We start from the raw sequence: 11,306 nt of genomic DNA, 5'->3' as shown, positions 1-11,306 counted from the left end.
GTCCCGCCTACCTACTCACCGGCACACCGCCTAACAGCGACCACCGACAAATCAGGAGCGGCGGCCGGTCCAGGAGGCGAGGGAGAAGTCCGAGTTTCCTTGCTGCACAACCACTTCTGCCGGGGTACCGACCCAGGAAGTCACTCGATAGTGGGAATCCGCGGAGACCGGCACCCCCTGCGCCGGCGTCTCCGCGGCCTCCCCGCGCGCGAAGCCCACGACGCCGAACGTCGCGATCGCCCCCAGCAGCGCGGCCACCAGCACGCGCCGTTCGATCCTGCCCATCGGAAATGCCCCCGTAGTAAGAAAAAAGGTCAGGCCGCGCGGACCGTGACGTTGCCGCTTTCGGTCGTCAGGTCCAGCACGTGCTGGGCGGTCCCGTCGTTCCGCACGCCGATTTCGCGGTGCCCGCTGTCGCTGCCGCCCTCGACGCGGTACGACCCGCCCGGCACGGTCAGGTCGATGCCGCCGCTCTCGGCGTGCACCTTCACGTCGTTCGCCCGAACCAGCGTGAATTCGACACTGCCGCTGGCGGACGTCACGTCGACCGGGCCGTTCACCTCGCTGCCGGTGATGCTGCCGGACTGGCTCTGCAGCCGGACCGGCCCGACGTTCTCCAGGTCGATCGAACCGCTGTCCATCCGCAGCTTCACCGCGCCGGCCACGTCCTCGACCTTCGCGTGCCCGGAATCGACGTGAACGTCCACACTGGACATCCCCGCGACGTCCAGCCCGCCCGAGTCGATGTCCCCCGTCACCGGCACCCCCGCGGGGACGACGACCTCGAAGTCGACCGTGCAGTTCAGGCCACAGTCGCCGAGCACCAGCTGGTCACCGTCGACGCGGTAGAAGGGGCCCGACGGCTTGCTCCGCCAGTTGTAGCTGATCTCCTGGTGCACCGTCGTCGCCCCCGAGCCGGCGCGAACCTTCACCGACCCCGAATCGGCTTCCAGCTTCACGCTGCGGATGGTCTGCGAAACGGTCCCGGTGTCCCCGAAATCCGAACCCCAGCCCCAGCCGAACGCGGTGGCCAGGCCGACGCCGATCAGGACGATGCCTCCCAGAGCCAGAAGCGGGCGCGCCATGCTCGTTGGTCCCCTCAGTGTTGTTTCCTCTGCGTAAGAAGACGTTATGACGGGGTGCGCGGGCCGTACATGGGGGTAACCCCCCGAAAGACCCTGAGATCCCTCCCTGAGACGCGCGGGAGGTGCCCGGGGCCTAGCCTGGCGAACGTCTCCAGTTCCGTGATCAGGAGGATCCATGCCGCAAGCACCCGGCCCGTACGAATCCCTGCCCGACGTGCCGTCGTTCACCCTCCGCAGCAACGACGTCGCCGACGGGGAAACCCTGGCCACGCCCCATTTGTCCGGCATCTTCGGCGCCGGCGGCGAGGACCGATCGCCGCACCTGTCGTGGGAAGGCTTCCCGGCGGAGACGAAGAGCTTCGCGATCACCTGCTACGACCCGGACGCCCCGACGGGCAGCGGGTTCTGGCACTGGGCGGTGTTCAACATCCCGGCTTCGGTGACGGAGCTGGCGTCCGGCGCGGGTGACGGCTCCGGCCTTCCCGACGGCGCGGTGACGCTGAAGGGCGACGGCGGCGTCAAGCAGTTCCTCGGCGCGGCGCCCCCGCCCGGGCACGGCCCGCACCGCTACTACTTCGCGGTGCACGCCCTCGACGTGGACAAGCTGGACGTGCCGGAGGACGCGACCCCGGCGTTCCTCGGCTTCAACATGTTCGGGCGCACGCTGGCCCGCGCGGTGCTGACGCCGGTGTACGAGAACAAGGGCTGAGCTTCCCCGGGCCCGGCGCCGTTGCGGATCGGCAACGGAGCCGGGCCCGTTTTTGTCGGACCCCGCTGACACACTGCGGTCATGCCACCACCGATAGCGACACCCCGGTCGAGAGCGCTGGGGTTCGGGCTGCGGAAAGCGCGGAAGGCGCGCGGGTACGGGTTGCGCGAGCTCGCCCGCGCCACCGGCGTGCACGCGGCCGAACTGTCCAATTGGGAGCTCGGCCTGCGAGTGCCCAAGATCGAAGAGGTCGCGGTCCTGCTCGGGCAGCTGCGGGTGCCCGCCGTGGAACGCGCCCGGCTGTTCGACCTGGTCCGGACGGCCCGCGAGCCGAACTGGGCCGAGAAGGAGATGCCGGACGCGCCGGCGATCCTGACGACGCTGGCCGAGTACGAGCGCACGGCGGCCGCGATCTTCAGCTGGCAGCCGATGCTGGTGCACGGCCTGCTGCAGACGCCCGACTACGCCCGGGCGGTCCTGTCGTACGGCGGTTCGCCCGCGCAGCTGGTCGAGCAGCGCCTGCGGGTGCGCATGACCCGGCAGGCGGCCCTGCGTGAGCACCGTGCGCCGGAGTGCTCGATCCTGCTCGGCGAGATTGCGCTCCGGCAGCAGATCGGCGGCCCGGAGACGCTGGCCGAACAGCTCCGTCACCTCATTGACCTGCCGCGTCGGCTCGCGGTGCGGGTGGTCCCGGCCGGCGGCGGCTTCCACCCCGGCCTCAACGGTTCCTTCAGCGTCTTCGAGTATTCGGACCTGCCTGCCATCGTCTTCTTGGACCAGCATCGCGGGAGCGCCTACATCTACGATGAGGAGCAGGTGGCGGACTACAAGTCGGCTGCGAAGACCATGGGATCCCTCGCCCTGGACGTGGACGCATCGCGCGCGTTCATCGAGGGGGTGATCGCCGAACTGGAGGCCTGACGTGAACTGGCGGAAGTCGACCTACAGCGGGCAAGAGGCCGAGTGCGTCGAGGTGGCGCTCGCTCAGGTGGTGCGGATCCGCGACACGAAGGACCGCCCGGGCGGAACGCTCGAAACGTCCACCCGATCGTGGGACGCGCTCCTCGCCGACCTCACGCGTTAGCGGACGAAGTTCCCCGCGTTCGGCCCTTCGCGCTCCAGGTAGTGGCCCTTGGTGTGTTCCTCGAAGCCGAACTGCCGGTACAGCCCGTGCGCGTCGGCGGTGTGGAGCATCCAGCGGAACCGCGCGCCGGGACCGTTGTCGATCATCTCCCGCACGATCTCCTTGCCGAGGCCGGTCCCGCGGGCGGAGTCGACGACGAAGACGTCGGCGAGGTAGGCCGAGGAGACGCCGTCGGAGAACGCGCGGGCGAACCCGACCATCGAGCCGTCGCGGTAGGCGCCGACGACCCGCCAGGAGCCGTCGACGGCCGCTTCGACCTGCTCACGCGTGCGCCAACGGCCCCAGTAGGCCTCGGTGGAGAGGAACTTCCACACCACGTCGAGGTCCAGCCGCGCGCGGTCGTCGTCGAGTTCGCAGTCGCCAAAGGTCCGCATGATCCGAAGCTAACCGAGCCGTCAACGCGGTTTCAGCAGGTAGTCGACAACGGGACGCAGCTCCTCGGCCGACGGCGGCTCGTCGTCGATGAGGCCCTGGATCAGCAGCCCGTCGATGCCCGCGAGGAAGACGCGGAAGGCCACTTCGTCGTCGTGGCGGACCATCGAGGTCAGGACGTCCAGCCAGCGCCGCGCGGCCGGGCGCAGCTCGGGCTTGCGCGCGGCCAGGAGGTACAGCTCGTACTCCGCCATCGTCCGTCCGCGCCGCGGCCCGAGCGCCTCGGCGAGCAGCCCGGCGACCTCCTCGGCGCCGCGGGACCCGCGTGACCGGGCCCGGTCGATCATCCAGTAGACCTCGGTCGCCATGTCGCGGGCGCAGGAGATGAGCGTCGCGATCAGGAGGTCGTCCAGCGACGAGAAGTGGTAGGTCGTCGACGTCGTGGGCACGCCGGCCTCGGCCGCGACGGTCCGGTGGGTGACGCCGGCGACGCCGTCACGCTCGATGATCCGCAGCGTGGCCTCGATGAGTTCGGCACGCCGCTTCTCGCCGCGCGCCTTCCGGCCGTCCACTTGCAGCTTCACCATAGGGTGAAAAATACCTGAACGATCGTCCCAAAACAAAGAGCGACGTACACCACATCGGTGGGACTTAAGGCCACTCAACGGGTTACTCATCAGTAAGGAAGGTTAGTCTCCCGGCACCACCACAGTTTCCCGGACGAAAGGCACCCGAACGATGGGCGCTCTGCAACTGACGCTCGGCGGGATCTCCGTCGTGCTCGGCCTCGTCGCCTGGGGCATGTTCGCCGCGACGATCGCCCGTTTCGTGCGGGTGATCCGCCTCGGCCAGCCCGACTCGACGCGCAACGGCCCGTTCTGGCCGCGCATGAAGACGCTGATCAAGGAGTTCGCCGCGCACACGCGGATGAACCGCAAGCGCAGCGTCGGCCCGGCCCACTGGCTCGTCATGTGGGGCTTCCTGCTCGGCTCGCTCGCCCTGTTCGAGGCCTACGGCGAGGTCTTCGTCCCGACCTGGGGCTGGCCGTACCTCGACGACTTCCCGCCGTTCCAGCTGCTCATGGAGCTGCTCGGGCTGGGCACGATCGTCGGCATCCTGGTGCTGATGGCGATCCGGCAGCGCAACCACCCGCGCCGCGCCGACCGCCAGTCGCGGTTCGCCGGGTCGAGCTTCAAGTGGGCGTACTTCGTCGAGGCCGTCGTGCTCATCGAGGGCATCGGCATCATCGGCGTCCGCGCCGCGAAGTCCGCGCTGAACACCCACGAAGGCCCGATGTGGGCCTCCTTCGTCTCGAACCCGATCGGCCAGCTGCTGCCGGCCAGCCCGAACCTGGTGACGATCTTCGCGTTCGTCAAGCTGATGAGCGCCACGGTCTGGCTGATCGTCGTCGCGCGCACGATGACCATGGGCATCGCCTGGCACCGCTTCAGCGCCTTCTTCAACATCTACTTCAAGCGCGAGGCCGACGGCGGCGTCGCGCTCGGCGCGCTCAAGCCGATGATGAGCGGCGGCAAGGTCCTCGACCTCGAGGAAGCCGACCCCGACGAGGACACCTTCGGCGTCGGCAAGATCGAGGACTTCAGCTGGAAGGGCTGGCTGGACTTCTCGACGTGCACCGAGTGCGGCCGCTGCCAGGAGCAGTGCCCGGCGTGGAACACCGGCAAGCCGCTGTCGCCGAAGCTGGTCATCACGCAGCTGCGTGACCACGCCTACGCGAAGGCGCCGTACCTGATGGCCGGCGGCAAGCGGGACATGGCGGGCGACGAAGTGGGCCTGTCCGGGGACAACATGTACGCCGGGATCGACGTCCTCGCGATCGCCGAGTCGCAGAAGGCCCTGATCGGCGACGATGGTGCTGCCGGCGGCGTCATCGACCCCGACGTCCTGTGGTCCTGCACCAGCTGCGGCGCCTGCGTCGAGCAGTGCCCGGTCGACATCGAGCACGTCGACCACATCGTCGACATGCGCCGCTACCAGGTGATGATCGAGTCGGCGTTCCCCAGCGAACTGAACGGCATGTTCAAGAACCTGGAGAACAAGGGCAACCCGTGGGGCCAGAACGCCAAGGACCGGCTGGCCTGGACCGAGGACCTCGACTTCGAGGTGCCGGTCTTCGACGGTGACCTCGGCGACGCCGAGTACCTGTTCTGGGTCGGCTGCGCCGGCGCGTTCGAGGACCGCGCGAAGAAGACGACCCGCGCGGTCGCGGAGCTGCTGCACATGGCGGGCGTCAAGTACACCGTGCTCGGCTCGGAGGAGTCCTGCACTGGTGACCCGGCCCGCCGCGCCGGCAACGAGTTCCTGTTCCAGATGCTGGCGCAGCAGAACGTCGAGGTGCTGAACTCGGTGTTCGAAGGCCGCGAGCGCAAGGCCCGCAAGGTGGTCGTGACCTGCGCGCACTGCTTCAACACCCTCGCCAACGAGTACCCGGAGCTGGGCGGCCAGTTCGACGTCGTGCACCACACGCAGCTGCTGAACCGCCTGGTCCGCGAGAAGCAGCTGGTGCCGGTGGCGCCGGTCGCCGAGGACGTCACCTACCACGACCCGTGCTACCTCGGCCGCCACAACAAGGTGTACGAGGCGCCGCGCGAGCTGGTCGGCGCGACCGGCGCGCGGCTGCGCGAGATGCCGCGGCACGGCGACAAGTCGATGTGCTGCGGTGCCGGCGGCGCGCGGATGTGGATGGAAGAGAAGATCGGCAAGCGGATCAACGTCGAGCGCGTCGACGAGGCGCTCGGCACCGCGCCGTCGAAGATCGCCACCGGCTGCCCGTTCTGCAAGGTGATGCTGAACGACGGCCTCACGGCCCGCCAGGCCGACGGCAGCGCGAGCGAGAAGGTCGAGATCGTCGACGTCGCGCAGATGCTGCTGGAGGCGGTCAAGCGGAAGCCGGAACCGAAGCCGATCGCGCTCGGAGCGCCGTCGCTCGCGGAGGAGTGACGCGAAATTTTCGCGGCGCGGCCCCGGTCAGGATGTCCTGATCGGGGCCGTTTTCCGTGATCGGGAAGTTTCGTGATCAGGTAGCCATTCAGCTACCCGTTGTCACAGGTTTGTCCTGCGCCGCAGGCCCGCTAGCTGCGGCTTCATCGTGGTAATCGTTTTCTTGAAAAATGTTCATGATAATCACTGAATTGGCCCATCGAGTGAAGGACAAACGACGGCCTGAACCCTGGACAAGCGGCGTATCCTGGCCTTTCCTCGCCGCCGCCGTTGCCAGCGAGGGCACCATTGACGATCACGGAATCAGGGGGCGGCACGGATGGCCGAGGACCGGCGGACGACCACCGGACGGCACGCTCTCCGCACCGCTCCCGACGAAGTCGGGGATCGGTTCCCGCCTCCCGTCGGCCAGGATCCCGTGCCGGCCCAGCGGACACTCGTGCGCCCGTACGTCCTGACGCGCGGCCGGACGCAGTCGCGGCGGCACCTCGCGATCGAAGCGATGGTCTCGACGCGCGCCGGCGCGCACTGGAACGGCGCCCGGCTGACCGGTGAGTTCCGCTCGGTGCGCTCGCTCTGCCACCAGCCGCGCTCGGTCGCCGAGGTCGCGGCGAACCTGAGCGTGCCGCTCGGCGTCGTCCGCGTCCTGCTGGACGACATGGCCGAGCAGGGCCTGGTCACCATCCACGACAGCCGCACGAGCTCCGACGGCCGGCCCGCGGTGGCGCTCATGGAACGCGTTCTGCACGGCCTGCGGCGCCTCTGAGCATTACGCTCACAGGAGTGAGCGAGGAATCCGCGAACTCCGGTGGCTCCGGGGGCGAAAGCACTCTGACCGTCCTGCTCGCGGGCGGGGTGAACCTGGCGATCGCCGTGATGAAGCTGATCGCCGGCATCATCACCGGCTCCGGCGCGATGCTGTCGGAGGCGGCGCACTCGGTGGCCGACACGATCACCGAGGTCCTGCTGCTGACGGCGCTGAAGCGCTCGGCGCGCCCGGCCGACCGCGTGCACCCCTTCGGCTACGGCAAGGAGCGCTACTTCTGGTCGCTGCTCGCCGCCGTCTCGATCTTCGCCTCGGGCGCGATGTTCGCGCTCTACGAGGGCGTCTCGACGCTGTTCGGGCACGGCGAATCGCAGAGCACGTCCGTGCTCAGCTACATCGTCCTGGCCGTGGCGTTCCTGCTCGAAGGGACGTCCTGGGTGCAGGCCGTGCGCCAGGTCGTCCGCGAGTCGAAGGCCGAGAACCAGTCGCTGTGGGCGTACCTGCGGCTGATCGACGACCCGACGCCGAAGACCGTCCTGTTCGAGGATTCGGCCGCGCTGGTCGGCCTGCTGCTGGCGTTCGGCGGCATCGGGCTGCACCAGCTCACCGGCTCGGAGATCTGGGACGGCATCGCGTCGATCGCCATCGGCCTGCTGCTCGCCTGCGTCGCCTACCTGCTGGGCCGGACCAACCGCGGCCTGCTGGTCGGCCGGCAGGCGCACCCGAGGCTGGTCCGCGAGATCCGCGGACACCTGCTCGGCGCGCCGGAGATCGAGGCCGTCGTCGACCTGCAGACCATGCTGATGGGCACCGACCAGGTGCTCGTCTGCACCCGCGTGGACTTCGACGACTCGCTCGGCGCCGGCGACCTGGAACGCGCGTGCGTGCGGCTCGCGTCCGAGCTGACCGAGCAGTTCCACGACGTCACCGAGGTGTTCATCGAGCCGGTGCCGCGGTCGGACCCGGAGCTGCGGGCGACGGTGCTGGCGCGGTACGGCGACATCGCCGAGCGGTGGAGCAAACCGGGGCCGGCCCAGTAGCGCTCGGCAGTCCTCCGGGCAGCCCTCTCGGAGCCCTCAGCGGCCCTCAGTACCCGAAGTCCTGGACCCAGTAGGAACCGGCCTTGGTGAAGCCGACGCCGAGCTTCTTGAGCGAGCAGTTCAGGATGTTCGCGCGGTGGCCCTCGGAGTTCATCCAGGCGTCCATCACCTGCGCGGCCGACGTCTGCCCCTTCGCGATGTTCTCCGCGCCCGGCTTCGAGTAGCCGGCCTGCTTGATGCGCTGGTCGAACGTGGTGCCGTCGGGGCTGGTGTGCGAGAAGAAGTTCCCGGCCGACATCTGGTCGCTGTAGTCCTGCGCGGCCTTCGTCAGGTGTGCTTCCTCGGCCAGCGGGGAACAGCCCGCCTTCGCACGCTCGTCGTTGACCAGCGCGAGGACCTGCGCGGCGGTCGACGGCGCGACGCGGGCGGCGGCCTTGGTGGTCGGCGGCGGCGCTTCGGAACTCGTGGGCGGCGGCGCCGAGGACGTCTCGGTCGGCGTGGGCTCCGCGGAGGACGTCGTCGGAGCGGGGGCCGGAGAGGTGGGCGCGGCAGGCTGACCGGGGGTGGTGGTCTGGACCTGACCGCCGGCGAGGTCGGTTCCGCTGCCGCTACCGGCTCCGGCGGGTGCGTTCGGCAGCACCAGGGCCGCGGCGCCGAGCTCGGCGGTGTTTCCTTCCGCGGTGGCCATCCAGGTGCCGGCCGCGGCGGAAAAAACGCCGAGCAGCACACTGAGTGACACCATCACCACGTGAGCACGTTCACCAATGGGGGACACGGCGCAGGAACGTATCACGGGACGATTACGGCGAGAACCCACTAACGCACTGGTCACATTTCCCGTCGCCGACAGGTCCGGAATTCGTGGCAATCGGCCGCTTTCGCGCTACTCCATTCAGCTCATTCCGTCGGCGGTCAGCTTTGCCGTCGATTCGTGAGTGAGGGCGGTGGCGGCCTGGACGAACCCGATGATCGTCCGGAGCTGATCGTCGGTGTAGCGGTCGCAGAGCTCGTGCATGCCCTTCACGAGGTGGTCCCACAGGTGCACGCCGCTCGCGATGGACCGCAGGTCGAGGGCGATGAGGACCTTGCGCCGGTCGTCGGGGTGGCGCTCGCGGTTGACGATGCCCTTGCGCTCCAGCCGGTCGATCATCGCCGTCACTGACGCCGGCGCGAGGCCGGACAGCCGCGCCAGGTCCTTCGGCGTCTGCGAACCGAACCGCGCGAGGTAGTCCAGGACCTTGGTCTCCACGGCCGACAGTCCCCGGGTCTCGGCGATCGCGGTGTGGAACATGACCGTCTCCGTCGACAGCTCCCGCGATCCGAGCAGGACCTCTTCGACCAGTTTCGCGCGCTCGCTTGACACGGCGACCAGCCTAGCCCACTCTTTAGTTCGATAGAACGAATTAGTTTCTAAGAGATTCGAGAGGACGAACGACATGACACGGGCACTGATCGCCGGCGGCGGCGTGGCGGGCACGATCACCGCCATCGCCTTGCACGAAGCCGGGCACGAACCAGTGGTCTTCGAGGCTTACGACCGCGACTCGGAGGGCGTCGGCGCGTTCCTCACGCTGGCCGTCAACGGCTTGGACGCGCTGGTCCCGCTCGGCCTCAAGGACGTGGTCCGCAGCGTGGGCTTCGACTCGCCGCGGATGTCGATCGGGCTCGGCAACGGCACCCGGCTCGCCGAATTCCCGCTGGGCGGCGCCCTCGCGGACGGCACGGTGAGCCAGACCGTGCTGCGCTCCGACCTCTACGTCGCGTTGCGCGACGAGGCCGCCCGCCGCGGCATCCGCGTCGAGTACGGCAAGCGCCTGACCGGCGCGAACCAGACGGACACGCACGTCACCGCGGACTTCGCGGACGGTTCGCACGCCGACGGCGACCTCCTGATCGGCGCCGACGGCCTCCGCTCCCGGGTCCGCACGATCATCGACCCGGACGCGCCGGCGCCGCGGTACGTCCGGCTGCTGAACACCGGCGGCGTCGCCGACGGGCTGGACCTGCCCGACGAGCCCGGCGTGCTGAACATGGTGTTCGGCAAGCGCGTGTTCTTCTGCCACGTCGTCGGCCCGGACGGCCGCGTCTGGTGGTTCGCGAACCCGGCCCGCAAGACCGAGCCGACGCCGTCCGAGCTGGCCGCGCTCGCCGGCGAAACCCTGCGGAAGGAGCTCCTGGACCTGGTCTCCCGCGATCGGACGCCGGCGACCGAGATCATCCGGGCGACGCGGAAGATCTACCCGGCCTGGCCGACGTACGACTTCCCGACGGTCCCGGTCTGGCACCGCGGCCGCATGGTGATCATCGGCGACGCGGCGCACGCGACGTCACCGGCGGCGGGTCAGGGCGCTTCGATGGCCATCGAAGACGCCGTCACGCTGGGCAAATGCCTCCGCGACGTGCCGGACGTCGAGCGCGCGCTGGCCACCTACGAGGGGCTGCGCCGCGAGCGCGTGGAGGCCGTGGTCGCGGCCGGCAAGCGCAACGGCGACGACAAGGTGATCGGCCCGGTCGGGCGCGTCGTCCGCGACTTCTTCATCAAGCGGTTCTTCTCGAAGCCGTTCGACGAGGACCCGAACGCCTTCATGTGGAACCACCGCATCGACTGGGACGAGAAGGTCGCGGCTTAGCGCCAGGTGTCGACGCGGTGGAAGTTCTTGTACGCCCGGCTCGGGGTCGGGCCGCGCTGCCCCTGGTAGCGGGACCCGGCTTCGCTGGAGCCGTACGGGTGCTCGGCCGAGCTGGAGAGCCGGAAGATGCACAGCTGGCCGATCTTCATGCCGGGCCAGAGCGTGATCGGCAGGTTGGCGACGTTCGACAGCTCCAGGGTGATGTGCCCGGAGAAGCCGGGGTCGATGAACCCGGCGGTCGAGTGCGTGAGCAGCCCGAGGCGCCCCAGGGACGACTTGCCTTCGAGGCGGCCGGCCAGGTCGTCGGCCAGAGTGACGAGCTCGAAGGTCGACCCGAGCACGAACTCGCCGGGGTGCAGCACGAAGGGCTCGTCGCCCTCCTTTTCGACCAGGGAGGTGAGCTCGTCCTGCTGCAGCTGCGGGTCGATGTGGGTGTACTTGCTGTTGTCGAAGACGCGGAAGAACCGGTCGAGCCGGACGTCGATGCTGGACGGCTGGACCATGCCGGCATCGAAGGGGTCGATGCCGAGCCGGCCGGCGTCGAGCTCTTTGCGGAGGTCACGGTCACTGAGCAGCACGGCCGAAGCCTATCCGGTGTT

14 protein-coding genes are annotated in these 11,306 nt (G+C 69.2%); 7 read left to right on the top strand and 7 right to left on the bottom strand.

The genetic code is table 11. The annotated features are described in order from the left end of the window. Positions 1-51: 51 nt before the first annotated feature. Positions 52-285: a hypothetical protein gene (locus C2L59_RS36005; RefSeq protein WP_146060479.1), complete on the bottom strand. Its 234-nt coding sequence runs from the start codon at positions 283-285 to the stop codon at positions 52-54. A 29-nt stretch (positions 286-314) separates the two neighbouring features. After that, positions 315-1,085, bottom strand: coding sequence for a DUF4097 family beta strand repeat-containing protein (locus C2L59_RS36000; protein WP_103353993.1), 771 nt, complete (start codon positions 1,083-1,085; stop codon positions 315-317). Positions 1,086-1,260: 175 nt separating this feature from the next. On the opposite strand from C2L59_RS36000, the gene C2L59_RS35995 reads away from it, so the two are divergent. The 3 genes from C2L59_RS35995 (at position 1,261) to C2L59_RS35985 (ending at position 2,878) form a co-directional block, all read left to right on the top strand. After that, on the top strand, positions 1,261-1,794 hold the full coding sequence (locus C2L59_RS35995; RefSeq protein ID WP_103353992.1) for a YbhB/YbcL family Raf kinase inhibitor-like protein: 534 nt from the start codon (positions 1,261-1,263) through the stop codon (positions 1,792-1,794). An 81-nt stretch (positions 1,795-1,875) separates the two neighbouring features. Beyond that, a complete protein-coding gene (locus C2L59_RS35990) occupies positions 1,876-2,715 on the top strand; it encodes a helix-turn-helix transcriptional regulator (RefSeq protein WP_103353991.1) in 840 nt (279 codons plus the stop codon). A gap of 1 nt (position 2,716) precedes the next feature. Continuing rightward, positions 2,717-2,878 (top strand): DUF397 domain-containing protein, encoded by a 162-nt coding sequence (locus tag C2L59_RS35985; protein ID WP_103353990.1) that lies wholly within the window; start codon positions 2,717-2,719, stop codon positions 2,876-2,878. On the opposite strand, the gene C2L59_RS35980 is transcribed toward C2L59_RS35985, so the two are convergent. Beyond that, positions 2,875-3,312 (bottom strand): GNAT family N-acetyltransferase, encoded by a 438-nt coding sequence (locus tag C2L59_RS35980; RefSeq protein WP_103353989.1) that lies wholly within the window; start codon positions 3,310-3,312, stop codon positions 2,875-2,877. The genes C2L59_RS35985 and C2L59_RS35980 overlap by 4 nt on opposite strands. A 21-nt stretch (positions 3,313-3,333) precedes the next feature. Next, a complete protein-coding gene (locus C2L59_RS35975) occupies positions 3,334-3,894 on the bottom strand; it encodes a TetR/AcrR family transcriptional regulator (protein WP_199199424.1) in 561 nt (186 codons plus the stop codon). A 154-nt stretch (positions 3,895-4,048) separates the two neighbouring features. On the opposite strand from C2L59_RS35975, the gene C2L59_RS35970 reads away from it, so the two are divergent. The 3 genes from C2L59_RS35970 (at position 4,049) to C2L59_RS35960 (ending at position 8,077) form a co-directional block, all read left to right on the top strand. Continuing rightward, complete coding sequence (locus C2L59_RS35970; protein ID WP_103353987.1) at positions 4,049-6,271, top strand: (Fe-S)-binding protein; 2,223 nt, start codon at positions 4,049-4,051, stop codon at positions 6,269-6,271. 319 nt (positions 6,272-6,590) lie between these two features. Next, positions 6,591-7,037 (top strand): DUF742 domain-containing protein, encoded by a 447-nt coding sequence (locus C2L59_RS35965; protein ID WP_103353986.1) that lies wholly within the window; start codon positions 6,591-6,593, stop codon positions 7,035-7,037. A 17-nt stretch (positions 7,038-7,054) separates the two neighbouring features. After that, positions 7,055-8,077 (top strand): cation diffusion facilitator family transporter, encoded by a 1,023-nt coding sequence (locus C2L59_RS35960; RefSeq protein ID WP_103353985.1) that lies wholly within the window; start codon positions 7,055-7,057, stop codon positions 8,075-8,077. Between the two features lie 46 nt (positions 8,078-8,123). Here the strand turns inward: C2L59_RS35960 and C2L59_RS35955 are convergent, their stop codons facing one another. Both C2L59_RS35955 and C2L59_RS35950 read right to left on the bottom strand, forming a co-directional pair. Next, a complete protein-coding gene (locus C2L59_RS35955) occupies positions 8,124-8,825 on the bottom strand; it encodes a CAP domain-containing protein (protein WP_103353984.1) in 702 nt (233 codons plus the stop codon). A 144-nt stretch (positions 8,826-8,969) separates the two neighbouring features. Then, the gene (locus C2L59_RS35950) at positions 8,970-9,440 is read right to left on the bottom strand and encodes a MarR family transcriptional regulator (RefSeq protein WP_103353983.1); all 471 of its coding nucleotides are present in this window, start codon (positions 9,438-9,440) and stop codon (positions 8,970-8,972) included. A 73-nt stretch (positions 9,441-9,513) separates the two neighbouring features. On the opposite strand from C2L59_RS35950, the gene C2L59_RS35945 reads away from it, so the two are divergent. Further along, a complete protein-coding gene (locus C2L59_RS35945) occupies positions 9,514-10,707 on the top strand; it encodes an NAD(P)/FAD-dependent oxidoreductase (protein ID WP_103353982.1) in 1,194 nt (397 codons plus the stop codon). Here C2L59_RS35945 and dcd read toward each other — a convergent pair. Next, complete coding sequence (gene dcd / locus C2L59_RS35940; protein WP_003058109.1) at positions 10,704-11,285, bottom strand: dCTP deaminase; 582 nt, start codon at positions 11,283-11,285, stop codon at positions 10,704-10,706. The two genes, C2L59_RS35945 and dcd, sit on opposite strands and share 4 nt — an antisense overlap. Between the last annotated feature and the right edge of the window lie 21 nt (positions 11,286-11,306).

This window comes from Amycolatopsis sp. CA-128772 (assembly GCF_002904295.1).
Taxonomy (GTDB): domain Bacteria; phylum Actinomycetota; class Actinomycetes; order Mycobacteriales; family Pseudonocardiaceae; genus Amycolatopsis.
This window is presented reverse-complemented; position numbering and strand designations above follow the sequence as displayed.